General features: G+C 68.8%; 20 protein-coding genes and 2 pseudogenes. 10 read left to right on the top strand and 12 right to left on the bottom strand.

The genetic code is table 11. The features are described 5' to 3' along the window. Positions 1 to 39 precede the first annotated feature (39 nt). From M8C17_RS02545 to M8C17_RS02535, 3 genes are read right to left on the bottom strand one after another with little or no spacing between them, the layout of a single operon-like run. The gene (locus M8C17_RS02545) at positions 40 to 4977 is read right to left on the bottom strand and encodes a carbohydrate-binding protein (RefSeq protein ID WP_252414583.1); all 4938 of its coding nucleotides are present in this window, start codon (positions 4975 to 4977) and stop codon (positions 40 to 42) included. A gap of 59 nt (positions 4978 to 5036) precedes the next feature. Continuing rightward, positions 5037 to 5798 (bottom strand): cobalt transporter, encoded by a 762-nt coding sequence (locus M8C17_RS02540; RefSeq protein ID WP_252414581.1) that lies wholly within the window; start codon positions 5796 to 5798, stop codon positions 5037 to 5039. Continuing rightward, positions 5795 to 6442, bottom strand: coding sequence for a hypothetical protein (locus M8C17_RS02535; RefSeq protein ID WP_252414579.1), 648 nt, complete (start codon positions 6440 to 6442; stop codon positions 5795 to 5797). The genes M8C17_RS02540 and M8C17_RS02535 overlap by 4 nt, the downstream gene beginning before the upstream one ends. Before the next feature lie 240 nt (positions 6443 to 6682). On the opposite strand from M8C17_RS02535, the gene M8C17_RS02530 reads away from it, so the two are divergent. Then, a complete protein-coding gene (locus M8C17_RS02530) occupies positions 6683 to 7357 on the top strand; it encodes a DNA polymerase beta superfamily protein (protein ID WP_252414577.1) in 675 nt (224 codons plus the stop codon). After that, positions 7354 to 8100, top strand: a complete 747-nt coding sequence (locus tag M8C17_RS02525; RefSeq protein WP_252414576.1) for a DNA polymerase beta superfamily protein — start codon at positions 7354 to 7356, stop codon at positions 8098 to 8100. The genes M8C17_RS02530 and M8C17_RS02525 overlap by 4 nt, the downstream gene beginning before the upstream one ends. A gap of 35 nt (positions 8101 to 8135) precedes the next feature. Here M8C17_RS02525 and M8C17_RS02520 read toward each other — a convergent pair whose 3' ends face one another. Then, entirely contained in the window at positions 8136 to 9092 is a 957-nt protein-coding gene (locus M8C17_RS02520) for a helix-turn-helix domain-containing protein (protein WP_252414574.1), read from the bottom strand. 102 nt (positions 9093 to 9194) lie between these two features. On the opposite strand from M8C17_RS02520, the gene M8C17_RS02515 reads away from it, so the two are divergent. Beyond that, entirely contained in the window at positions 9195 to 10244 is a 1050-nt protein-coding gene (locus M8C17_RS02515) for a trans-acting enoyl reductase family protein (RefSeq protein WP_252414572.1), read from the top strand. Between the two features lie 46 nt (positions 10245 to 10290). Here the strand turns inward: M8C17_RS02515 and M8C17_RS02510 are convergent, their stop codons facing one another. Next, entirely contained in the window at positions 10291 to 11442 is a 1152-nt protein-coding gene (locus M8C17_RS02510) for a HEAT repeat domain-containing protein (protein ID WP_252415063.1), read from the bottom strand. Positions 11443 to 11548: 106 nt separating this feature from the next. Between M8C17_RS02510 and M8C17_RS02505 the strand changes: the two are divergent. After that, positions 11549 to 11632: pseudogene (locus M8C17_RS02505) on the top strand (pyridoxamine 5'-phosphate oxidase family protein); the annotation flags it as partial. Positions 11633 to 11868: 236 nt separating this feature from the next. Next, positions 11869 to 12426, top strand: coding sequence for a hypothetical protein (locus M8C17_RS02500; RefSeq protein ID WP_252414571.1), 558 nt, complete (start codon positions 11869 to 11871; stop codon positions 12424 to 12426). Between the two features lie 1361 nt (positions 12427 to 13787). Here the strand turns inward: M8C17_RS02500 and M8C17_RS02495 are convergent. The 6 genes and pseudogenes from M8C17_RS02495 to M8C17_RS02470 form a co-directional block, all read right to left on the bottom strand. After that, positions 13788 to 14342: a hypothetical protein gene (locus M8C17_RS02495; RefSeq protein WP_210918633.1), complete on the bottom strand. Its 555-nt coding sequence runs from the start codon at positions 14340 to 14342 to the stop codon at positions 13788 to 13790. A gap of 316 nt (positions 14343 to 14658) precedes the next feature. Further along, positions 14659 to 15204: an HAD family hydrolase gene (locus M8C17_RS02490; protein WP_252415062.1), complete on the bottom strand. Its 546-nt coding sequence runs from the start codon at positions 15202 to 15204 to the stop codon at positions 14659 to 14661. 188 nt (positions 15205 to 15392) lie between these two features. Further along, positions 15393 to 15936, bottom strand: a pseudogene (locus tag M8C17_RS02485) (GntR family transcriptional regulator); the annotation flags it as partial. Between the two features lie 163 nt (positions 15937 to 16099). Beyond that, a complete protein-coding gene (locus M8C17_RS02480) occupies positions 16100 to 16516 on the bottom strand; it encodes a YeeE/YedE thiosulfate transporter family protein (protein ID WP_252414569.1) in 417 nt (138 codons plus the stop codon). Beyond that, positions 16516 to 17172, bottom strand: coding sequence for a YeeE/YedE family protein (locus M8C17_RS02475; RefSeq protein WP_252414567.1), 657 nt, complete (start codon positions 17170 to 17172; stop codon positions 16516 to 16518). Before M8C17_RS02475 ends, M8C17_RS02480 begins: the two co-directional genes overlap by 1 nt. A 535-nt stretch (positions 17173 to 17707) precedes the next feature. Then, positions 17708 to 18259 carry a hypothetical protein gene (locus M8C17_RS02470; protein ID WP_252414565.1) on the bottom strand — a complete coding sequence of 184 codons (552 nt, stop codon included), beginning with the start codon at positions 18257 to 18259 and terminating at the stop codon, positions 17708 to 17710. A gap of 918 nt (positions 18260 to 19177) precedes the next feature. Here M8C17_RS02470 and M8C17_RS02465 point away from each other — a divergent pair. The 4 genes from M8C17_RS02465 (at position 19178) to M8C17_RS02450 (ending at position 22273) form a co-directional block, all read left to right on the top strand. Further along, positions 19178 to 19939: a GNAT family N-acetyltransferase gene (locus M8C17_RS02465; protein ID WP_252414564.1), complete on the top strand. Its 762-nt coding sequence runs from the start codon at positions 19178 to 19180 to the stop codon at positions 19937 to 19939. A gap of 57 nt (positions 19940 to 19996) precedes the next feature. After that, entirely contained in the window at positions 19997 to 20725 is a 729-nt protein-coding gene (locus tag M8C17_RS02460) for a tetratricopeptide repeat protein (RefSeq protein WP_252414562.1), read from the top strand. A gap of 122 nt (positions 20726 to 20847) precedes the next feature. Continuing rightward, on the top strand, positions 20848 to 21462 hold the full coding sequence (locus tag M8C17_RS02455) for a dihydrofolate reductase family protein (protein WP_252414560.1): 615 nt from the start codon (positions 20848 to 20850) through the stop codon (positions 21460 to 21462). A 136-nt stretch (positions 21463 to 21598) separates the two neighbouring features. Further along, positions 21599 to 22273: a hypothetical protein gene (locus M8C17_RS02450; RefSeq protein WP_252414559.1), complete on the top strand. Its 675-nt coding sequence runs from the start codon at positions 21599 to 21601 to the stop codon at positions 22271 to 22273. 8 nt (positions 22274 to 22281) lie between these two features. Here M8C17_RS02450 and map read toward each other — a convergent pair whose 3' ends face one another. After that, positions 22282 to 23064, bottom strand: coding sequence for a type I methionyl aminopeptidase (gene map, locus M8C17_RS02445; RefSeq protein WP_252414557.1), 783 nt, complete (start codon positions 23062 to 23064; stop codon positions 22282 to 22284). Positions 23065 to 23129: 65 nt separating this feature from the next. On the opposite strand from map, the gene M8C17_RS02440 reads away from it, so the two are divergent. After that, positions 23130 to 23432 (top strand): helix-turn-helix domain-containing protein, encoded by a 303-nt coding sequence (locus M8C17_RS02440; protein ID WP_252414555.1) that lies wholly within the window; start codon positions 23130 to 23132, stop codon positions 23430 to 23432. Positions 23433 to 23524: the final 92 nt, after the last annotated feature.

Raw genomic sequence — 23524 nt, 5'->3', positions numbered from 1 at the left:
GGCCGTAGCGGTCCCGGGCCGGTGTGTCGTGAGCCTCAGCTAGCTGATCAACTTCCAGGGGCCGTTCTGGTCGCCCGGCTCCTGGCCGCGAGTCCACCACTTCGCCTCGTAGACGTGGCCGTGGAAGGACACCCGGTCACCGGTGGTGTACACCCGCGTGGACGTCCAGGCCGCCGGAGTGCTGTCGGGCGGGGTGGGGGCGATCTCCTCCCAGGGGCCGTTGCGGTCACCCGGCTTCTGGTTGCGGGTGTACCACTGGGCCCGCCACGTCCTGCCGTCGTGCATGGCGACGTCACCGGAGTTGAAGATCCGCGACGCGGTCCAGATCGCGGTGCCGTCCTCGGTCATGGCGATCTCCTGCCATGCGCCGTTGGGGTCACCCGGTTTCTGGTTCCTGCTGTACCAGGAGGCCCGGAAGACCCTGCCCTGGTAAGTGGCCCTGTCTCCGTCGTTGTAGACCGTCGAGGAGTTCCACGCCGCCGGCAGGTTCACCGTCAGGGTGGCGGTGGCCTGTACCGGGGTGAGCTGTTCGCTGCCCTCGTAGGACGCGGTCAGCGTGTGCTGGCCGCCCGCGAGGCCCACCGGGAGGGTGAACGAGGCGGCACCGTTGGTCAGCGTGGCCGAGCCGCGGATGGTCGTACCCTCGCGCAGCTCCACCGTGCCGGCGACCGGCGTGCTGCCGGCCGCGACCGTGACGGTCGCCGTCGCGGCGGTGCCCCAGGTGGTCGGGGCGGCGGTGACGGTCATCGTCGGGACCCGTTTGGCGGTACGGAACACGGCCGGCTGGGCCACCGCCTCGCCGCCGTCGGCGCTCTTCGCGGAGACGATCCAGCCGTACGAGGTGCCCGGCAGGAGCTTGTCCCAGGTGACCGTGGCGGTGCCGTTCGCGGTCACGTCGTCCGTGCCGACCGTGCCCGACGGCACGTACGCGGCCAGCGAGTCGGTGGTGAACGACGTCTTACGGGTGGTGAGATCCACCGGGAGGGTCAGGTTGTCCTCCGAGCCGTTGTAGCGCGGCTTGGGCTGGCTGCCGTCCTGGCGGATGTCGTACTCGGTGGCCCCGAAGTTCTTCAGGAACGGCGAGTACGTGTCGATGTGCATCTCGGCGCGCTTGACGTCGAACTGCAGCAGGCGCAGGAAGCTCGCACCGAACTGCAGCCGGTCGGTGGCCTTGTGGTCCGGCTTGCCGTCGCCGTTGACGTCGATGGTCCCGTCGGCGGCGACCTGCTTCGGCCAGAGTTCCGCGGCGGTGACCGTGTAGAACTGGTAGTCCGCCAGCAGCTCGACGACGTCGTGGCTGACGGTCACACCGATCTTCGACTTCAGGTTGGTGCCGACGCCGTGCTCGTGACCGGCGAGGACCAGGAAGACGTTCGCGTTGGCCTCGACGACCTGCTTGAACAGCGGTGAGCCGTCCGGTGCGGAGAAGTCCGTCCCCCGCCCGTCCGGGTTGGCCGAGGGCTTCAGGTAGTCGTGGGAGAGCAGGATCCCGTTGCGGTCCTTGTACCGCTTGAAGATCGAGTCGGCCCACCTGGCCTCCGCCGGCGTAACGCCGTACGACAGGCCGACCGCGACGAAGTCCAGACCACCGGCGGAGAAGAGCAGGTAGTTGTTCTGGTTGTCCCGGCCCGGCGTGACGGACCCGTCGGCGTTGGTGACCTCGTCCCATGCGTGGTACTCGGTGCCCTTTGGCCAGGACTTCGCCGTTGCGTAGTAGCGGTCGGCGCTGAAGGTCCGGCTGAACCGGGACGTCGGGCCCGTCTCGGCACCCAGCTGGTCGTCGTGGTTGCCCGCGATGACCTGGTTCACGACGCCGTTGTCGTCGAGGATCTTCTGGAAACCGGAGGCGGCGGCGAGTTCCTTCTCGACCTGCTCGTGGAGCCCGGGCCGCTTCAGCGAGCCGTCCGGGTTCTTGGCAAGCGGGTCGTAGTAGTCGTTCTCGATGACGTCGCCGGTGTGCGCGGCGTAGGCGATCTTGCGGCTGGCGGAGTTGTCGGCGATCCACTGCATCTGGTCGCGGTACGCCGCCGACCAGATCGCCTGCTCCTCGGCCGTCTCGACGTCCGAGGGCTCGGCCTTGCCGTCCCAGTCGTCGTACGTGCCTCCGGCCGCGCCCTCGGTGATGTACTGGGTGTCGGTGAAGTGTGCCAGCGAGAAGTCGTACGTGTCGGGGTCCTCGAAGCGATCCTTGTCGTTCTGCGCGGACTCGTCGTGCGGTGACAGGTCGTCGGCGAACGGGTCCTCGCCGGTGACCAGCACGTGGACGACGCCGCCGTCCCGGTAGCCGGCCTCCACCGGCGCGGTCAGGACGGTGTCCTGCTCGGCCTGGCCGCGCGAGCTGGTCAGCACGACCCACTTGCCGGTGGCCGGGTTCCACGCCCGCAGCGCCACGATCCGCGCCGGGTCGATCGTGCCCGACCAGCGCAACGTCGGCTGCTGTCTGGTCGCCCCCAGCGGCAGGTCGTACCGCTGGAAGACCACCGCGCGGCTGGACGGGGTGTCGATCGTCGCGCCGTCGAGTGGACGCAGGGAGGTGACGTCGACGGTCCTGTCGTGCTGGACGTCGAGCGTGGTCGGCACGTCGGCCGCCTCGCCCTGGTAGGCGTTGGTGGGCAGGACCACGTCCGCCTTGGTGAAGGTGGCGGTCAGCCCGACGCCGTTGGCGCCGGGGATCCGGGCGGAGAGTTCGGCCGAGAGCGGGTCGGTGTCCCGCACGGTCGCGTTGAGCCCGGTCGGGACGTCCGGGATGCTCGCACTGCTGAAGCGCACCTCGCGGGTGGCCGTGTTGCCCAGCGCGTCGGTCGCCGCCACGGCGATGGTGTGCTCGCCGGCCGGAAGGCCGTGGCCGATCTGGTCACCCTGCTTGACGGGCGCGCCGTCCAGCGTGATGGTCGGCGTGCCAGCCACCCCGGTCGCGTCCTTGACCTTGACGGTGAGCGCGACGGTCGAGGTCAGCCGCTGCCCGGGGGCCGGGACGCTGCTCTCGATCTCCGGGGCGGTGTTGTCGATGGTGAAGCGCCGCGTCGAGGTCTTGTCGCCGACGACGGCCGTGATGGTGTGCGCGCCGTCCGCGATCGAGGTGGTGTCGACGTCGGCGCGCATGCCCAGCGCCGGCAACGCCGAGCCGTCCTGCGCGGTGACGTCGAACAGGATCGTCTTGTCCCGCACCGCGTTGTGGCTGTTGCCGCAGGTGCCGTCACCGAGGTACGTGGTCACCTGGGAGCCCGCCGGGTAGGTCGCCGAGCCGATGGTGACCGTCGACTGCGCGATCTCCCGGGTCAGCTGGGTCGCCTTCGCACCCGCCGGCAGCAGCTGGAAGTCCCGCAACGTGAAGTCGTCGTAGTTGTCGCAGCCGCCCGGCTTGGCGCTGCCGTGGTCGTTGCCAGCGACGAACTGCAGGGCGTTGACGCCCGGCACCAGCCACTCGTTCGGGAAGGTGAGGTCCGCGACCTCCTTCTCCCACATGCCGAGGTCCAGCGCGATGCCGTTGACCAGCACCTTGTTGTCGTAGCCGTTGTCGCTGCCGTTGCCGCCAACGAACACCTTCAGGTGCGCGTCGCCCCCGCTGCCGACGGTGTCGACGGTGCGCGTCGTCGGCGCGCCGGCGATGGTGAAGTGAAGTTCGGCGTCCTTGTTGGCCGCGCATGTGCCGTCGCCGAGCGTCAGCGAGGGGGCCGTCGTCTCGGCCTTCGTCACGGTCGTACCGTTGGTGGTGACGATGTACGTGGTGCCGGCCGTGACCGTGCCCGCCGTGCTCAGCGTGAGGCTGGTCGTGGCCCGGGTGAGCGTGAAGTCGTCGTGGTTGGCGCAGGTCGCCCCGCTCACGGTGCCGTTGTAGTCACCGGTCCGGATCTCGACGACGTTGTTACCGAGGTGCAGGAACCGGGCCGGAAACGGCAGGGTGACGGCCTCCGCCCCGGTGGTGCCGTAGTCGCCGCCGAGGTCGACCCGGTAGCCGTTGACCAGCGCGTAGTTCTGGTACCGCGCCTCGACCGAGTTGCCGGCCTCGACCGTGAGGCCCAGGGTGGCGGTGCCAGCGGCGAGGGTCTCCGCGTTCTCGGCGGGCTTGTCGTCGATGGCCAGCGACTCGACGCGGTCCCTGCCGCCGTTGGGCACCGCGGCGATGACCGGCCGGGTACCGCGTACCCGGGCGCCGTCGCCGGGGGTGACCACCGCCGCGCCGGCGGGGGCGTTGTTGACGTCGACCGTGACGCTCGCCTTCGCGCCCGACTGGGTGGTCGCGCTGACGGTGTGCGTACCGTTGCTCAGCTTGCTGGTGTCCAGGTCCGTGCGCAGGCCGGACGTGCTGCCCGGCTCGCCGGAGATGACGAAGGTGAGGTCCTGGTCGAGCAGCTTCGTCGAGGTGCCGCAGGTGCCGTCGCCGAAGCTGTAGCTGAACAGGTTCTGCTCGCCGTCGGCGACCACGCCGAGCAGGCTGAGGCTGATGCTGCTCAGCGCGTAGTCGTCGTAGTTGGGGCAGCGGCCACCCTCACCGTTCGGCAGTTCCTCGTAGCCGACGGCGGTCTTGGTGGTCGTGTCGACCCAGTTGGCCCCGGTGTGGACGGTGATCGTGTTCACCCCGGAGTGCAGCCAGTCACCCGGGAAGTCGAGGGTGCCGACCTGCCCGCCCGGGATGTTCGGGAGGTAGATCCGTTCCGCCTCGAGGGTGTGACCGTTGACGGTGATGTGGTTGCGGTAGCGGGCCTCGGTGCCGTTGCCGCCCATTTCGAAGGCGAAGTGGGCGGTGCCGGCCGTCTTGGCGGCGTCAATCTTGTCGCCGTCGACCGCGAGCGTGGTCACGGAGTCGTTCTCTGTGACGGGCTCGACGGTGACGGGGACCGTGCCCTCCAGGTTCTGGCCCGCGTCCAGGTTGATCACTGGCGTGTTGCCGCTGGCCGGGACGGTCTGCGCGACCGCCACCGCGGGGGCGAGGGCCGTTGCCGGACCGGCGACGAGGACGAGCGCGACCGCGGACAAGAGCCCGCGCGTTCGCTTTCGACGCGCACGTGGGTCGTGCGTCATGGCGAGGTTTCTCCTTAGGTGACGAGGCGAACCGCAGCGACTGCGGTGACGCCGACGCCGAGCACCGTGATGCCGGCAGCGGCGAGCAGGGGGGCCATCCGGGCGGCCCGTCTCAGGACGGCGTGCGAGTCCGCGCCGCGGACGATGACGGAGCTGCCCGCGAGCGCCAGCAGGCCGACTCCGAAGAGCACCACCGCCATGCCGATGCCGAAGGCCAGGACCAGCAGCAGGGCGAAGCCGGCACGCCCGATGAACAGCCCGGTGACCAGCACGAGAAACGCGGCCGGGGACGGGGTGAGGCCGCCGGAGGCACCGAGCATGAACAGCCCCGGCCGCTGACCGTCGCCATGCCCGTGCCCGTGGTCGTGTGAGTGGCTGTGCGGGCGCCCGTGGCCGCGCAGGTGTCGGCGGGCCAGCCAGAGGCCGGTGGCCACGGCGAGCAGGCCCGCACCGACCTGCAGCGCGCCGGTGAGCTGGCGCATCGCGATGACGTCCGAGAGGGACAGGAAGGTCCACGCCACGCCGATCGCCAGGACGGAGAGGGTGTGCATGACGGCGACCGAGCCGCCCAGCCAGACGGCGTCGCGGATCCGGCCCCGTGAACCGACGAGATACGCCGCGGCCAGGCTCTTGCCGTGCCCAGGCGCCACCGCGTGCCCTGCCCCGGCGAGGAACGCGAACACGAACGCCAGCGGCGCCACGCCGGGCGCGTGCAGGTAGCCCTGCAACCGGTCCGGGAGGGAGGCGGCGTGGAGAACGACCGCCGCCGTCGTCATACGGCGGCCGACCGGCGGCGCCAGCGGCGCAGCACCAGCACCGCGAGCGCGACGAACACCAGACCGCCGACGACGGCGGCGATCTGCACGGCGGCGCTACGCCCGATGTCCGTACCGCTCCTCGCCGGCGCGTCGCCGAGCACCCAGTCGTGGGCGTACCGGCCGGACCCGTACACCGCCCGCTCGCCGTTCGGCCCGCTGGCCAACGTCTGGTACGCGGGATTGAGGTCGATGAGCATCCGTACCCCGACGGCGACCGTGCCGATCGGACCCGGACACGCGTAGTCGACGGTCACGCCAGCGGCCACGAGATCGCTCGGCGGGGTGACCGTGCCGGCGCACGCGTCCCCGTCACTGGTCACGGTGATCTGCTCGCGCAGGTAGCGCGCGAACTGCTCGGACGGCCCGAGGGCGACCGCGTCCGAGGGCTCGAAGAAGACCGCGCCGTCGAGCATGACGCGGTCCTGCGGCAGCACTCCGAGGTGGACGCCGAGCAGGGTGAGGTCGTCGGTGCCGCCGACCTTCCACCGCACGTGCACCACCCCGTCGCGCTGCGGGTCGGCGGAGACGGTCACGGTCTGCGGGTCCCCGAACGGGTGCGCTGCCGCGGGGGAGGGGGCGAACAGGATCAGGCTGGACGCCACCAACGAGAGGAGGCTCGCCGCGCGGCGGCGCGGCGCACGTCCGGATGAGGGCACGGTGAACGCTCCGGTCTACAGGTGCTGTGGCACACCGGCGGGCGTGACCGGCCAGCACCTTTCCGCAGCTTCACGAACTCACCGGTCGAACCTGGATGAGAGAAAGCGATCTTGAAGTGAACAGTTGGCCGACGACCGCTGGAAAAGATCACGCGTGCCGGATGGCGCTTGGGTAGCGTGCCGGTCGTGATCAAGCTTGTCGAGGAGCGCACCGTCCTCGCCGTCGTGGTCGGGTCGCGGGCGTACGGTCTGTACGGCCCGGGCTCCGACTACGACCGGCGCGGTGTGTACGTGGCACCGACCCGCGCGTTCTGGCACCTGGACAAGCCGCCGACCCACCTCGACGGTCCGACGGCGGAGCAGTTCTCCTGGGAGTTCGAACGCTTCTGCGTGCTGGCCCTGCAGGGCAACCCGACCGTTCTGGAGGTGCTCTGGTCTCCGCTGATCGAGACGATCACCGAGGACGGAGAACGGTTGCTGGCCGCGCGGCGGGCGTTCCTGTCGAGGCGGGTGGCCGAGACCTACGGCAGCTACGCCCGGGATCAGCTCAACCGGGTGGCGGCCCGCCGCGAGCGCACCGGCGAGACGAACCACAAACAGGCGATGCACATGATCCGGCTGCTGATCGCCGGGGCGCACGTGCTGCGTACCGGTGAGGTCCTGGTCGACGTGCGGCACCTGCGCGACCGGCTGCTCGCGGTGCGCGGCGGCGAGCTGCCCTGGGACGCGGTCGCCGCGTGGGCGGCGGACCTGCTCGCCGAGCTCGCCGACGCCGCCGCCACCACCGCCCTGCCGGAACGGCCCGACCGGGAAGCCGTGGATCGGCTGCTCCTCGACGTACGGGAAAGGAACCTGCAGTGACCACCGAGGTGCCGCCGTGGGCTGCCGACGCCGCCCGCGCTCTGCCCCGTCCGCTGCTGTTCGCCACCGTCAGCGGCGCACACCTGTACGGGTTCGCGTCGGTCGACTCCGACCTGGACCTGCGGGCCGCGCACCTGCTGTCAGCGGAAGAGGTGGTCGGGTTGCGCACCGGACCGCAGACGTTGCAGCACGCCGGGGTACGCGACGGCGTCGAGTTGGACGTGGTCAGCCACGATCTGTTGAAGTTCGCCAAGCTGTTGACCAGCCGCAACGGGTACGTCCTGGAGCAGCTGCTGTCACCGCTGGTGGTCGTCACTACGGAGGTGCACGCCGAACTCACGTCTCTGGCGCCGCACCTGATCACCCGTCACCACGCGCACCACTACCTCGGATTCGCCGCCACCCAGGAAAAGCTGTACGCCACAACCGGGAAGCTCAAGCCCGCGCTGTACACGCTGCGGGTCCTGCTCACCGGGATCCACCTGATGCGCACCGGCCGTCTGGAGACGAATCTCGGGGTGCTCGCGACGACGTTGTCGTACGTGCCGGACCTCATCGCCGCCAAGCGGGAGGCCGAGCACGGACCGCTCCCCGCGGGCACCGCGGAGCGGCTCGCCACCGACGTGCCGCGCCTGCGCGCCGAGCTGGAGGCTGCGCGGGACGCGTCGACGCTGCCCGACCACGCAGACCCGGAAGCCGTGAACGCCCTGCACGACCTGGTGGTGCGTACCCGCCTCGGCTGAGCCCGACCGGATGATCGTCGTGAACCGGGTGGTGGTCATGAATCTGATGCGGGTCGGGCGCTGCGGAAGGTGCGACGGTAGGCGTCCGGAGGCACGCCGACGGTGCGGTGGAAGTGTCGGCGCATCGTGGTCGCGGTTCCCATGCCAGCCGCCTGCGCGATGGCGTCGATGCTGTTGTCGGTGTTCTCCAGCAGCTCCTGGGCACGGCGGATCCGCTGCGTCGACAGCCACTGCAGGGGAGTGGTGCCGGTGACCGACCTGAAGTGGCGGGCCAGGTTGCGGGAGCTCATGTTCGCCTGACGGGCCAGGTCCTCCACGGTCAGCGGGCGGTCCAGCCGTTGCATCGCCCAGGGGAACAGGTTGGCGAGGGGATGGTCGTCGCGGGCGGGCACCGGGGTGGTGACGAACTGGGCCTGCCCGCCGGCGCGGTGCGGCGGCACGACCAGGCGGCGGGCGACGGCGTTGGCGACCGTCGAGCCGTGGTCGCGGCGGATCAGGTGCAGGCACAGGTCGATCGCGGCCGCTTTGCCGGCAGAGGCGAGCACGCTGCCGTTGTCGACGTAGAGCACGTCCGGGTCGACCGTCACCCGGGGATAGCGGGCGGCCAGCGCGTCGGTGTGCGCCCAGTGCGTGGTCGCGTGCAGCCCGTCCAGCACCCCCGCGGCGGCCAGCACGAACGCACCGGTGCACAGCGACACCATCCGAGCGCCCGCCTCGTGGGCCGCGCGGACGGCGTCGAGCAGGTCGGGTGGCACGTCGGCGTCGATGTCTTCCACCGCAGGGATGATCACGGTGTCGGCGCGGGCGAGCCGGTCCAGCCCGTCGTCGGGTTCCATGCGGAACCTGCCGATCCCGACCGGGCCCGGACCGCAAACCACGAGGTCGTACCACGGGTCTGCCAGGCCGGTGGGGTCGCGGACGAAGACCTCGCAGGCCATGGCGAGCTCGAAGTGCAGCATTCCGTCGGTGGCGGCGAGCGCAACAGTGGCCATGTCCGAAAGTGTATGGGCCGTGGCGTTCCAGACACTGGCTCACGCCGGCCGCCTCGGAGAGGATCTTCTTAGTCGATCTTCCAAGAACAGGGGAAACCGCAGATGAGTTCAGGTCGGACGGTGGCGGTGTTCGGTGCGTACGGGCACACCGGGCGGTTCGTGGTGACGGAGCTGCGCGATCGTGGGTTCGTCCCGCTTCTCATCGGACGCGACGCAGGCAGGCTCCAGGCCCTGGCCGCGTCGCATCCAGGCCTCGAACACCGGGTGGCGTCGGTCGACGACCCTGCCTCGCTCGACCAGGCGTTGAAGGGCGCGGCCGCCGTCATCAACTCTGCCGGCCCGTTCGCCTCGACCGCGGCACCCGTGATCGAGGCCGCCGTGCGCGCCAGGATCCCGTACGTGGATGTGGCGGCCGAGATCGAGGCCAACGTCGACACGTTCACGCACTTCACCGACCACGCGCGCAACGCAGGGGTCGCGGTCGTCCCGGCGATGGCCTTCTTCGGCGGACTCGGCGACCTGCTGGTCACGACGGCGATGGCCGACTGGGCGGCGGCCGACGAGGCGCACATCGCGTACGGGCTCAGTAGTTGGCACCCCACCGCCGGGACCCTCGCCTCCGGCACCGTCTCACGGGACCGGCGCGACGGGCACCGTGTCCGCTACACCGATGGCCGGTTGGACTACTACGTCGACGAGCGGGACCTGCCGACCCTGACGTGGGACTTTCCCACCCCGGTCGGCACCCGGACCGTCCTCGGCGACTTCACGATGGCCGACGTCGTCACCGTCCCCAGCCACCTGTCCATCCCCGAGGTGCGTACCTACATGACCACCGACGCGGCCAACGACCTGGCCGCTCCCGACGCAGCCGCCCCGAGCGCGGTCGACGAGCGCGGCCGTTCCGCGCAGACGTTCACCGTCGACGTGATCGTGCGCTCCGGCGACACGCAACGACGCGTGGTCGCCAGCGGCCAGGACATCTACGCCATCAGCGCACCCCTGGCGGTCGAAGCGGTCCGTCGTATCCTCGCCGGTCAGACGAGGACGAGCGGCGTCGCCTCCGCCGGTGAGATCTTCGACGCGCCGGACTTTCTCCGCGCGCTGTCCGCGCACATCTCGGTCGAGGAGCGGCCCGAGTCTCGTGTGTGATCGGCCAGCCACAGTGACGGCCCGGACTGTCGACGATGTTGTCGGATCAGCGGGTGGGGCCTGTCAGTCGGTCAAGTTCGGTGGCGGCGAGCCGGCGCAGGGTCTGATCGGGGTCGCTGGCGTATCGGTGCAGGATCTCCGGCGCGGCTTCGGGCGCGAGGTGGCGCGCCAGAACCGCGACCCGCTGACGGACCATCGGAACAGGGTCGTCCACCAGGCTGGCCAGGAGCTGCCCCCACTGCGATGGGTCGTCACCGGCGCTGGCGAGTCCGCTGATGGTCGCCGCCCGGACCGTCGGCTCGTCGTCCCGTGCCAGCAGGATGAGCTGCGGCCGCACCCGGGGATCCGACCCGACTGCCTTCGCGAGCGCTTTGGCGGCGTGGACCCGCAGCTGTGGGTCCTTGTCGCCAGCCAGCGCCAGCAGCGCGGTGACCGCCGCCGGGCCGCCGACCGAGCCGAGGGCCTCCCCGGCACGCTCGCGGACGTGCCGGTCGGGGTCCTGAAGAAGTCGCTGCAACGTCGGGGTCGCCTCGCGCCTGCCGAGTCGTCCCAGCGCGTACACGGCCGTGGACCGCACCTGCGACACCCGGTCGGCGGCGAGGGCGACGAGTGGCGACAGCGCGTCAGCTCGACCGGTGGAGCCAAGCCTGCTCGCCGCCGCTGACCGGACCTGCTCGTCCGCATCACCCAGCGCCAGGACGAGCGCACGAAAGGCCCGGTCGTCGTTGGCCGGGTCGGGGATGGAGCCGACCGCGATGGACCTGACCTTCGCGTCGGCATCGGTCACGGCCGCAGCCAGCAGCTCGACCTCGTGTGCCTCGACCACGAACTCCAACGCCCACAGCGCCACGCGACGCAACTCGGGCGCGTCGTTCGTTGCCAACTCACGCACCACACGCCGGCTGGCTGCCCGGTCTGCGCGCAGCAGCTCGATAATCTCGGTCTGCAGGCTGTCCTGGTCATCTCCGAGATCGCGCGCCGAGGCGATCAACAGCACCGGCAGCGCTGCCACCCCCTCGATGCCGGCCAGAACGCCGGCGATCAGGTCGCGGCCGTAAAAGTTCTCGTCGTCGAGAAACCGGTCGAGGGCGTCCCGTAGCAGCGGTAACAGCGTGGCGTCCCCGCAGGCCGACAGGGCGGCGAGGGTCGACGCGATGTCCTCGTAATCATCTTCGAGCTCCACGGCATGCCGGACCACGGCCTGCAACGCCCCACGACTGTCGAACACCCTGGCACCATGCCACACCCTTCAGGTGGATCAGCGGGCCAGCCGTAATCAACTCACCCCCGCAGCCGAGCGGGGCGTCCTGCTCCCGCAGCGGATTGTCTATACAGAGCACTGGCTGCCACGTGAAGGTTTTGCGCCGCGCCAGTTCTGGCGGCGCTGAGACTAAAAAGGACCGGCACGTCGGCGGCGGCGTGATCAACCTTGAGGACTGGATGAGGACTGAGGCGAGGCACGCTCACGATCATCTGATCCGTAGCCTCGGCGAGGCGGTCCGGATTCGTCCGGATGACGGCCTGCGCCCTCGTCTCACGCCGGTTGGCGTCCTGCGGCGTCCTGTCGAGTCCGAGCCTGTGGCTGCCAGGATGTCCGCCGGACGGTAGGCGGAGGGAGCGAGCGGTGGGCGAATGGTTCGAGACTATTGCCGACGTCGAGGCAACCCCCGAAGAGGCTGACCATCTGGGGGCCGAGGTGCTGTCATGGCTGGTTGAGCAGGGCATCGTCATGGCCGAACCGACGGACTGCATCCTCGGCAACCGAGGGCACCGCCCCGGGCCGAACTACGCCGCCGCGACCGTCGAACCATGGGATGACCTACACGAATTCGCCACTAACGGGTTCCGCGTGGTCACGGGGCAGTCAGTGTTCTACTCGATGGGCGTCGTCCAGGTCGCCTGCCCACACTGCAAAGCAGTTGTGGTGGACGATCAGGACCAAGACTCTTGGAGCGACTTCTCACCGGTCATCGACGAGTGGTACATGGGTGGGAGCGGCGTGCATGCATGCAGGCACTGTGGCAAGCCTGTCGGCATCAACGAGTGGGGGTGGAGCCCGCCCTGGGGCTTCGGCTACCTGGGATTCGAGTTCTGGAACTGGCCCACGCTCGACCCCGGCTTCGTTGCCGCCGTGTCCTACCGGCTGGGCCACCGGACCGTCCGACCATACGGAAAGCTCTAAACCCTGCCTTGCAAAGATCAAGACTACTGCCGCTGACCTGCTCGTCCTGTCGACTCGCGTCGGCTCATGACCGGGCTGGTCTGCTGGCTTGGCTGTACGAATGGCTGTACAGCCACACGGTTTAGGAAGTGTGGCCACGGGCGGACGCGGCTCGGCAGTGACCTGGCTTGGCCTGCGCGGCCATACCCTCGGCCACGTCCAGGAGCTGACCGCCGTTGACCCTCGGCTCCCGTCCCATCGGGCACGGAGCGGGCACGCCCCGCTCCCTAGTGGTCGCCTGCATTGCTGGCTCTCCTGCTGTACGCGCCTCTCGGATCACTGATCTCCTGCCGGCCCTCGCTCCGGCTGGCCGGGCAGAGGAGTGCAGGTGCTTTCGCCGGTTCTCAGCAACCAGAGCACCTGATCGGGTGCTGGCATGGGCAGCGGGTCACCGAACGAGTGGACCTCCAGCTCCGCGAGCTGCCCGTTGGCAAGGAAGAGCAAGATGCCTCCGAACCACTGCCCTTGTTGATCGGGAAACTGTCCTCGCACGCGAACCGGAGTCTGTGCCGGTGAGGCGGGAAGTCTCCTGCCTTGTGGGAAGAGGTGGATGGTCCCGCATCCACATCCGCATCCGGGGCGGGCCATGACGTCTCGCGCTTGCACCCGGAGCTCCTCGACGCCTGCGAAGTTGTGGCGGAGAAGTGCTTCCAGGACGCCGGCCTCGTTCGCGCTCAGGTGCCGTAGTGGCGGATCTGGCTCTGTCACGGCAAAAGCTTAGGCGCAGGTGGCCGACAAGCGCCTTAAGCCCATCTCCGCCGTGAGTCCGCACATCGTGGGACGGGCCTGTCCCCCCGGTGTCAACACGGTGGATCGTTGTGTTGACACCGGGGGGACAGGTCTGTTCGGCCGCCTTGATCCTTAAGAGGTCAATTCGGCAACGCGACGCGGTCGAGCCGCGGTCGAGCCTGTCCCTCCGTCGACTGACGTGCGGCACGCGTCCGCCAACTGATCCGCCACAGTCGGCGCGCGGAATGCGGCAGATCCGGATACTGAGTCGCCGTAGTAGGGCCAGGAAGGCTATCCGCTCCGCGGGTGCAACCCAGATGCCGGATAGCTGTCTGATGTGGTGGACCATGGGCTTCACCCGGCAGGTTCCCGACGCTTCGGGCGGCCATCGCTGTCACGCTGGGCGACGCGCGACTTGCGGCGATGCCGTGCCATACTGCGGCACGTGCACGCGACCGGGGAAGTGCAGATGACACACCTGCCCCAAGTAAACAATCTCAAGGTGGGGTCGTCCGGGTCAGGTCGATGATTCGCGCCCGTGTCGGGCCGGGTGCCTCGGCCGGCTCTCAGCCGCAGGTGCTGGAACGGTAAGGTCACGGAGTCCAAGTGATTGGTTCGGGAGCCCCTGCTGGCGTATATTCCACCGCAGTCGGCTTTCCGTCCTTGGGTACCTTGAACTCAAGCCAACCACGAACGCAGGTCCCGACCTTGATTTCCTTCCGGTCGGGATACTCGGGCTTCATGCCGTTGCCGCCAGCGTGGCCAGTGCTCTTGATTGAAGCGTCCCCGAATTTCAATACCCAGTTTGAGGTGCCAATCGAGACAGCGGAGTATCCCTTGGGTAGTTTTTTGAGGCAGTATTTGAGGTCGATCGCGCCATAGACATAGGCACTGTCTGATGGCTTTCCGAATTGCGTGGCGTTGTGCTTGTAACCGTAGAACGTGATGGTCGAGGTGTTCTCGTCAAAGGGAATCGCATCGCCAAGCTTGTTCCCTGCGGGTGCCGAGGGCGGCGGGGTCGATGGGACCGCGCTGGCGCTTTGGCTCGGAGCGCTCGCCGCGGTGGACTCGGTGGCTCCTCCGCATCCCGCCACTGTCATGGCCACCGCGACCGCGATGGAGGGGATCATGGTCTGCCTCAAGTGCACCCTTTTGCTCCTATGCTCAGCTTGACGATCTATGTACTGCCGATCGGCCACGCCTCGACGCCCAGCCAAGGACGACCTTCGGGACATCTACCGACGGGAGGGAGGGCCGGCGGATCGCGGCTAGCTAGGGAAGATAGCCCATCGACTATCTTCCCTGGGGGTCGAGGCAGGCGGTCAGGGTCTTGCGAGGCGGACCAGGAAGACCCATAGGTTGATCATGTCACTGCCGGTATCGACGAACCATCCGCTCATCGGCATGACAGGACGTTTCGTCGGCGGCTCCTGCCGCCCCTAGACCTCTGGGACCTGTCGCGCATCACCTGGCAGAGTTGCGTCGCACATCAGCTGTTGGGCTCACTCTGGTGTAGAGCCCTGCCATCTCGCCCATGCCGTCTGTGCCTTCGGTGATGGCGTCCGCTCCTGCCCTCAGTAGGCGAGCGCGCTTGCCGAGCTTGTTGGCGAACCCGATCGTGCGAACATCGGCAGCGCGTCTGCCTTCGATGTCAGAGGTGGAGTCGCCTACGAGGACGCACCTGGTCGGGTCGGCATCAACCGCCAGGGCGGCGCGTCGGGTTGGTGCCGGGTTCGGCTCCATGAGGCTTGGGTCGGCGTGTGCTCGGCCAACGGTGGTCGTGATGTACCTGGTAAGTCGGTGAGCGGTCAGGTAACGCTCGATGGCGAGGGCTGAGTTGTTGCTGACGATGGCGATTGGCCGCCCGGCCTCATGGGCTGCGACGATGACTTCCCGCGCGCAGGGCGTTGGCGTGGCGCCGTCGACCGCGGTTAGCTCGGCTCGGCACAACGCGTTCTCAACTCGTACGACCAGCCATGGCGTGTCGGTGGTCGCGGTGAAGCGGAGCACTTCGAGCGGGTCGTCGCTGGCTCGGATGTGCGCCGGTACCTCGACGTTGTGCTCCTCGATGACGCGGCGCAGCTCGGCCGCGACGGTGGCGTCCGCGAGGGTGGCGAAGACGGCGCAGACCGGCCCGTCGAAGTCGAGCAGGACCGGCCCGTTGTCGCTGAGGACCTGAGCGACGCTGTATCGCGGGTTCAGGGCGTGTAGTCGTGCGCGATGGTTGACCACATTGAGTCGAACCAGGTGCGGGCCTGGTCGACGTACTGGGACGCGTCGGAAGCCTCGTCGTCGCTCATCGCCCGGTGGAAGAGGATCGCGTCCTTGCCCATCGGGTCGTAGATGGCCCGTGGGCTGGCCTTGGATCATGACGGTGTGCTCTACGACCGGGTAGAAGCCGAAGAAGGCTTCCTCGCCGTTGAGAATGTAGAGCTTGAACAGCGGCGCTGCGCGGTGCACACGCACCTCTGCCACAGCGTCTTTGACAAAGCCAAGGTCCCCAAGTTCGCGCACCGCCTCGACAATGGCGTCCGTGTGCCGGCGGGTGATGCGCTCGGCGCGCTCGCGTACGCCGGGATCGTCGGCCTGCGTCTCGGCCAGGCACGGCAGGGCCATGGGCTCTCTCGTGTCCGACAGCAGGATGCGAACGGCAACGGACTCGGGCGTCAGTAGCCCGGCACGGATCTTGTCGAGCGGCTCGGTCAGCACTCCGTGGAGGGTCTCACCGGAGAAGCCGGCGAATGCAGCAAGAGCGCGACCTCATAGGTGGCCACCACAGGATCATGCCACGCCCGATACACGCGAAGGACCTCGCAGCGCCACTACATCAGCGGACCGTGCGTCAAGTCGGGTAAATCGGGGTTCGCCATCGCGGAGACGTGTCGTCCGAGTCGCTCGCGTTCGGCTACCGCCCGCAGGATCCGCTGTCGAGGTGGAAGTACCTCGTGTTGGCCCAGCGGCAGAGCCGAACGCCGACGACTATGCCGGCGATCGTGACCAAGGCGGGGAGGTACCCGCTGGCGACCTGCACGATGGGGATCGCCGGGCAACCACCCGAGATCGCCCAGCCCGAGCCAAACAAGATTGCGCCCGGGATTACGCCGGCGTGGATGCGACCTGAGGTGCGGCGGACGCGCAATACGGCGAATACCACGACGATGATCGCTACGGCGCCGGCGAAGGCCAGGAGCATGCGAAGCTCCTGGAAGGTGAACATACGGTTCAGTTCGGCGTAGTCACCGAACCCGATGTTCGCGACGGTGTAGCCGAGAGCCAGCCCAGCGATGACGTTTGCGACGAGTATCCCGTCCCGGGTACGCATCAGATCACCTTCCACAGCAGGAACGACACGAGGACGCCGGTGCCGAAGAAGATGGCAGTCGCGACGATGCTGACCGGCTGTAGCCGCCCACAGCCATTGAGTCCGTGACCGCTGCTGCACCCTCCGGCGAGACGGGTGCCGAAGCCGACGAGTACACCGCCGATGAAGAGCGCGCCGATCATTGCGATCGGTTTGTCGGTCACGATCTGGCCGAAGGCGTCGCCCATGTCGAGGCGGAGCTGGAATCGGCCGGCGGTAACCGCCGCTACCCACCCGCCGACGAAAATCGACAGGAGCAGGGCGACCTGGCTGACCAAGGGCGCCGGGAGCAGGCTCGCCAGTGAGGAGTTCGGCGCGGCAGGTGGTCGCCCGTCCTGTCGCGGTGCCGGCGCGTCGCCGTGCGGGGTGGGATGCGCAGCAGGTGCAGCCGAACCGACCCCGAACTGGTCGGCGGTGGCCGCGGCGAGAGCCGCGGTGAGGACACGTTCGTCAGCGAACCGGGCGTTCACCCGTTCGACACGGCGTTCGGCGCGCCAGTGCAGCACGCGGTCCCACGCACCGGACACGCCGAAGGATCGATCGGTCGTGACGGCGTAGTTGATGGTGGTGAGGGCGAGCCCGGCAGCCCCCGCCCACCAGGGCCAGTATTCAGTCATGCGGGACCTGCAATCCACTCTGCGAGTCGGGTCCACCACCGGGCCCCTGGCGGCGTCGGTGGGGTCGATGGGGTTCTGGAGGGGTGCGGACCCTCTGCGGGTGGCCGGGTGTTGAAGCCTTGAGCGGGTGCCGGTACCGGGTTGAGCTCCCGGGCCAGCACCGGCTCGAACCGCTGCGCCGGCGGGTAGGCGCCCCAGATACAGCGCGTCGGCTCCATTCGGCGGGAGCGTGATCGGTACGACCTGCTCGCGTTGAGCAGGGGGAAGAGGGGGCGGTCCTGAGTGTGTGAGCAGTCCATGTCACTCCGATCCGGCCAGCGTCACCCGGCGATTGGGTGGGATGGCATGAGTTGGAGGGGCAGGTCTCGGTCAGCCAGCATACCCACCATATGGACGACTGGCGATCGAGGAGCGATCATGTCGGCCGCCGCTTTGATCAGCGGCCCGGTCACGCCCTACTACGGCCTGGTCGCGGTCGTACGGCCGCGGCCTGGAACACCCAGCAAGCCCGGGGTAAGGAGGCGGCCTCGGCCTGTCACTCGAGCAGTGGTACCCATGCTGCGGCGACGGTCCCGTCGCGTCGCGCCTCGGTGAGCCGTTGAGCCGGAGGCGGCTCGGGGTGCACTGCCTGCTGCAGGGGACCAACTCCGTAGACGACGGCGACGGCGCCCAGCGCCCTTGCGGCGGTCGTCCAAGTGGACGGTATCTCGGCGACGCCGTTGGCGAAAACATGACCGGTCGGGTCATGCAACGCGAGGCCCGCAGCGCCCAGGCTCACACCCCAGGTGGTCACCCTCGCCGGAGGTGTCGCCGATGGCCAGCGCGGCAGGCCCAACAAGACCGCCGCCTCCACCTGCGCCTCGCACCGCGAGCCAGTGAGGGTTTCCGTCCACGCGGCGCTGGCTGGTTCGAACCAGGCGACGGCGACGACCGCCGGTCCGTCGGCGTGAGAAGGCTCCCCTCGCTGCGGGATGGGAGAAGGAGCAGCCCACGGCTTCTCCTGGCTCGTCACCCACACGTGCAGCCGTTCACCGCCGCGGCATCTCGCATCATCGGCGACGGCAAGCACCCATGCATCGCTGACCATGTCTCCCACACCTGAGCGATCCGGGTGGTTGACCGGTGGAGTCGGCTCCGCAGTACCTGTGCTGTCCGCAGCCGGTAATCCATCCGATACCTCTCGCGATGTTGCTGACGTGCCCGGGCGGCCTGCGTTCACCGGTTGATTGGACCTGGGTACTGCCGCAGGCGCGGGCCTGAACGCGTCGACTCCATTCGGCAGGAGCGTGATCGGCACAAGCTGGCCTGTCCTGTACAGCTGGTACCGAGCACAGGTCAGCCAGCCCTGCGCACTGTCGCAGTAGTGGTTACGCCAGACGCGCAAGCTCGCGTTGAGCAGCGGGAAGAGGGGGCAGTCCTGAGCGTGTGAACAGCCCACGTCACTCCGATCCGGCCAGCGTTACCCGGCAAATGGGTGGGATGGCATGAGTTGGACGGGCAGGTCTCGGTCAGCAAGCATGCATACCATATGGACGACTGGCGATCGAGGAACGATCATGCCGAACGCGGTCAACGGCCTGGTCGGCGACAAGTCCGGCGGTGGTCGCCCTGGGCTCGTCGTGGGGCTCCCGGAACACTCCGAGCTGGTATTTCTCCGACAGTCCGGCCGTGCTCGAGTTTGACGCTGCACTCCCGCCGACTTGACTGCCTCCTCAGACGGCCGGCCTCTTCCGCGATCAGCACCCGCGGTCGTTGCTAGGTGCTCGCTCGGACACACAGGTGAACTCGGGCGGGACCGGGGCATCATGCTCCGTGTCGGCGCAATCGCGTGGTCCCCACCAGCACACATCCTGATAACCGATCGTTCACCTCTTTGAGGTTCGGTGATTTGGCGGATGGCAGGAGGCGCGGCTACCTTGTGCAGCGCGAAAGAACGGCCGTTCTTCTTCAGGGGATCCAGGACCATTCGTAGCGGCCCGCGTTCGCGGCGAGGAGCGAGACAGGCATGAGCAACACCGCTGATCGGATGGCGGCGGCGTACTTCGACGCGATCGAGGTTCTCTGCGGGGTGACCCCGAAGGGCTGGTACGCCGAGCGGGGCACGGCCCGGGCAGCGGTGACGCACGCCGCCATCGCGGGGCTGAACGTGGCCTACGACACGACGCCGGAACCGGATCTCGGGGCGCTCGACGCGATGGCGACGGAGGTCGGCAGGCAGGCCCCGCACTGGTCGATCATGGCTCGTGGCGAGGCGGGCGACGAGGTCGCCGATCTCGCCGCCCGGCACGGGCTGGTGGAACGCAGTGATCTGCCGTTGCTCGCGTGCACGGCGGATGACATCGTGTTCCGGTCCGGCGCGGCACAACGGACGTCGGTGCGCCGGGTCGGCGCGGCCGAGAACGACCTCTACACCAGGACTCTCACGGAGAGCTTCGAAGCTCCCGACGGTGCGTTCGGCTCCCTGATGGACGGTGGCGTACTCGACGCCGACTCCATCACCGGCTATCTGGCCGAGGACTCCGGTCGGCCCGCCGGCACCGGGCTCGGGATGCGGACCGCAAGCGTGATCGGCGTGTTCAACATCGCCGTCGTTCCCGCCGCCCGAGGTCGTGGCCTGGGACGGACGATCACCGAGACGGTGCTGCTGGACGGCATCGCAGCCGGCGCGGACGCGGCCTACCTGCAATCCAGCGCGATGGGCCGCCCGCTGTACGAGTCGATGGGCTTCCGTCTCGTGGAGAACTGGACGGTGTTCCAAGCACGCTGACGTCGAGCACCAGACCCATCTGACCGGGCATCATGACGCGCGTGTGGGGGAGAACCGTTGAACTTCAGTGAAAACGTCCGCTCGGCCTTCCGCCGCGGGGAAACCGACGCCGTGGTGCGCATGAGCGAGGCCGAGATCCAGCGGGCGCGGGCAGCCGGCGACCCGGCGGGCGAGGTGGTGGCCCGGTACAGCCTGGCCAGGGTCGCCATCCGCGGCGGTGACCTGCCGGGCGGAGAGGCCCGTGCCCGGGAGGCTCTCGAGGTCGCGGTGCGGTCGGGCCAGCGGAGCCTCGAGGAACGGCCGAGGCACGTCCTGGCCGCTGTGGCGCGCATGTCGGGCGACCTGCTGAAGGCCCGGGATCTGTACCGGGAGAGCATCGCCCTCAACCAGGCACTGGACCACCCCGAGACGGTCAACTCCGAGTATCACAACCTCGCGTTCTGCGAACTGGGTCTGGGCAACCTCGACGCGGCGAGGCAGTTGTTCGCTGAGGGCCGCGAGCGGGTGTTCCGCAACGGCTGGGCCGACTTCGTGCCGTACGTCTGCGTGGCGGGCGCGGCGCTCGCCTCGGTCGAAGGGGACCACCTCCGAGCAGCACGGATGATCGGCGTCGCGGACGCGGCGTTCGCGTCTCTCGGCCAGGTCCCGGATCCTGACGACGCGGCCGACCTCGCGAAGGCGCGCGCCGCCGCGACCCAGGTGCTCGGCCCGGCCGCCTTCGGCGAGGAGTACGCGCGAGGTCAGCTCCTCGACCCGCAGGCGGCCTTCGCCGACGATCGCCGCTGACGCGACAGTCCTCGCTCGACATGCCGAACTCTTCGTCGTCAGGGACCGGTGGCTGGTCGATGAGTTTGGGATGATGCGCCGGTCTACCTACCGACATCACCTGACTCGAAGGGATCACCCTGATGGCAAAGGTCATCTCCACGCTGTTCATCTCGGCCGACGGTGTGGCTGAGATCGACCCCGACTGGCACTTCCCGTACTTCGACGAGAACATGGGTCGGGCCGTCGGCGAGGACTATGACGCCGCTGACGTGCTGCTCATCGGCCGCGAGACCTACGACAGCTTCGCGGGGGCCTGGCCCGAGCGTGAGACCGCGGGCGGGGAAGACGCGTCGTTCGCCAAGCAACTGGGCGACGTGCGCAAGGTGGTCGTCTCACGCCAGTCGTTGGAGTTCTCCTGGCGCAACTCCGAGCTGATCGAGGGCGACCTTGTCGGTGCCGTCACCGCGCTGAAGGCCGATGCCGGGATCAGGGGCATCCTCATTCCAGGGTCGATCTCCGTGGTGCAGCAGCTGCTCGCCGCAGGGCTGGTCGACGAGCTGCGCCTGCTGGTGCATCCGGTGGCGGCACGTAAGGGCCGCAAGCTGTTCGACGAGGGCGACTCGCCGTACCACCTGAGTGTGACGGCCACGGAGGTGTTTCCGACGGGCGTGATCCGGGTGATCTACGCGCCAGGTCCGGCGCCGGCCAAGGCCGGGTACGACGAGATCAAGGACCAGGTCCCCGCAGGGGAGTAGCCCGCCTTCGTGGGAAGGACCGCCGGGTCGCGCCCGTCGGTCGGCGCTCTGAGGCACCGCCCGGCGCTGGTCACGCCGGGCGGTGCCGGTCATGGCCCGGCTCAGGCTGTCACAGGCTCGTGTGAAGATCGTCGCCGTGAGTGGATGGATCTACAACGATCGGCCTGAGGGTGCCAGGTTCCTGGCCGAGCGGGTCGCGGAGCCGGGCCGTGGGGAGATCGAGGACGAGATCTGGGACTGGGTCGTGCGTGGCGAGGACGACGCCGACGAGTTCGTGGACTACTTCGACGAGGACGACCAGCGCCATGGCGCCACCGACGATGAGCTCAGGGCGGCGTACCAGAAGGCATTGGCTGTTCGGCGGGGGCAGCAGCGCGAATGGGGTGAGGTCCGGAGCAACCTCACCCGCGCCTTCGCCGAACTCAACGGCATGGGCGTGTTGGCCCGGGAGAATTTCAGCTGCTGTGGCACCTGCGCGGCCGCTGAGATCCACGACGAGCGCGACGACTCCCGGCACTGGCACGGATACCTCTGGTACCACCAGCAGGACACCGAGTCTCTGCTGGCGAGCGAGGACGGCGAGGTCTACCTCGGCTACGGCGCCTATCCGCCCGCGGACTTCGACGAGGCCGCCTATGCCGCCCTGTCGGAGGCCCAACAGCAGGCCCGCTACCAGGCCGACCTGGAACGGCTACTGGACGAGATCGCCTTTCCGGTGCTTCGCAGGTACGGCATGCGGGTCGAGTGGAACCGCGAGCAGTCCAAGCGGATCCGCGTGACCGGCGCCCAGTGGTATGCGCCGCTGATCTGAGGCCGACCTCACGAGCGTGCCTGCTTCGGCAAGGTGAGGATCTCAGCTCCGTCGCTGGTGATGGCGATCGTGTGCTCACTGTGTGCCGTCCGGCAGCCGGTGGCGCTTCGGAGCGTCCACCCGTCGGCATCGGTGACGAGGTCAGCGGTGTCCGCCATGACCCACGGCTCCAGTGCCAGCAGCAACCCGGGGCGCAGTTTGTATCCACGACCGGCCCGTCCGGTGTTCGACACGTGCGGGTCCTGGTGCATCGTCGATCCGACGCCGTGACCGCCGAACTCGGTGTTGATCGAGTAACCCGCACTGCTCAGGACCGTGCCGATGGCATGGGAGATGTCACCGATGCGAGCCCCGGGCCCGGCAGCAGCGATCCCCGCGCGCAGTGCCCGTTCCGTCGCGCTGATCAGCGCGACGCTCTCCGGGGGGTTCGAGTCGCCCACGATGAAGCTGATGGCCGAGTCCGCAACGACTCCGCCTGCGGAGACGGCGAGGTCGAGCGACAGCAGATCGCCGTCGACAAGCGTGTAGTCGTGGGGCAGCCCGTGGAGCACGGCGTCGTTGACCGACGTGCAGATGTAGTGGCCGAACGGCCCGCGTCCGAAGGAGGGCTCGTAGTCGACGTAGCAGGACAGCGCTCCCGCCTCGGCGATCATGCTTTGGGCCCACCGGTCGATGTCCAGGAGGTTGGTACCTACCGCGGTGCGGCTCTTCAGCGTCTGCAAGATGTCGGCGACCAGGGCACCGGCCTCCCTCGCTCGGGGCAGGTCGGTGGGGTCCAGGATCTCGATCATGCGGCGCCTTCCTCCGTAACCAATAACTATCCCGGCCATACTATCCCGGTACTAGAATCGGGGGCATGGTCAGGTTGCCGCTCACACCCGCGGAGCTCGAGCGCGGGCAGCGCCTCGGTGCCCTGCTGCGTCGCGCCAGGGGCCAGCGCTCGATGCTCGAGACCGCGCTCGACGCCCGTGTCTCACCGGAGACCCTTCGCAAGATCGAGTCCGGTCGCGTGGCGACCCCCGCCTTCCCGACCATCGCGGCGATCGCCGACGTCCTCGGCCTCTCCCTCGACGCGGTGTGGGCCGAGATCAACCAACCCGAACGTGTCGTCGTACCGACCGGCTCTGGTCGCAACGCACCTTCGCGGTTGGCCTCGTAAGTCTCAGACCGCTGCTCGACTCGGCGGGAGCCCTGAGCGGATCGCGTCCAGGCCAGCCCCAGGCCCGGGACGACGACATCGACAGTGTGCCG

Source organism: Micromonospora sp. RHAY321 (assembly GCF_023896955.1).
GTDB lineage: Bacteria > Actinomycetota > Actinomycetes > Mycobacteriales > Micromonosporaceae > Micromonospora.
This window is presented reverse-complemented; position numbering and strand designations above follow the sequence as displayed.

What these genes read in the sequence shown, in the direction of transcription:
- M8C17_RS02540 (WP_252414581.1), bottom strand. Translation starts at nt 5,798, where the DNA reads ATGACGACGGCGGCGGTCGTTCTCCACGCCGCCTCCCTCCCGGACCGG.
- M8C17_RS02520 (WP_252414574.1), bottom strand. Translation starts at nt 9,092, where the DNA reads ATGGCCACTGTTGCGCTCGCCGCCACCGACGGAATGCTGCACTTCGAG.
- M8C17_RS02515 (WP_252414572.1), top strand. Translation starts at nt 9,195, where the DNA reads ATGAGTTCAGGTCGGACGGTGGCGGTGTTCGGTGCGTACGGGCACACC.
- M8C17_RS02480 (WP_252414569.1), bottom strand. Translation starts at nt 16,516, where the DNA reads ATGCGTACCCGGGACGGGATACTCGTCGCAAACGTCATCGCTGGGCTG.
- M8C17_RS02475 (WP_252414567.1), bottom strand. Translation starts at nt 17,172, where the DNA reads ATGACTGAATACTGGCCCTGGTGGGCGGGGGCTGCCGGGCTCGCCCTC.
- M8C17_RS02470 (WP_252414565.1), bottom strand. Translation starts at nt 18,259, where the DNA reads ATGGTCAGCGATGCATGGGTGCTTGCCGTCGCCGATGATGCGAGATGC.
- M8C17_RS02465 (WP_252414564.1), top strand. Translation starts at nt 19,178, where the DNA reads ATGAGCAACACCGCTGATCGGATGGCGGCGGCGTACTTCGACGCGATC.
- M8C17_RS02455 (WP_252414560.1), top strand. Translation starts at nt 20,848, where the DNA reads ATGGCAAAGGTCATCTCCACGCTGTTCATCTCGGCCGACGGTGTGGCT.
- map (WP_252414557.1), bottom strand. Translation starts at nt 23,064, where the DNA reads ATGATCGAGATCCTGGACCCCACCGACCTGCCCCGAGCGAGGGAGGCC.
- M8C17_RS02440 (WP_252414555.1), top strand. Translation starts at nt 23,130, where the DNA reads ATGGTCAGGTTGCCGCTCACACCCGCGGAGCTCGAGCGCGGGCAGCGC.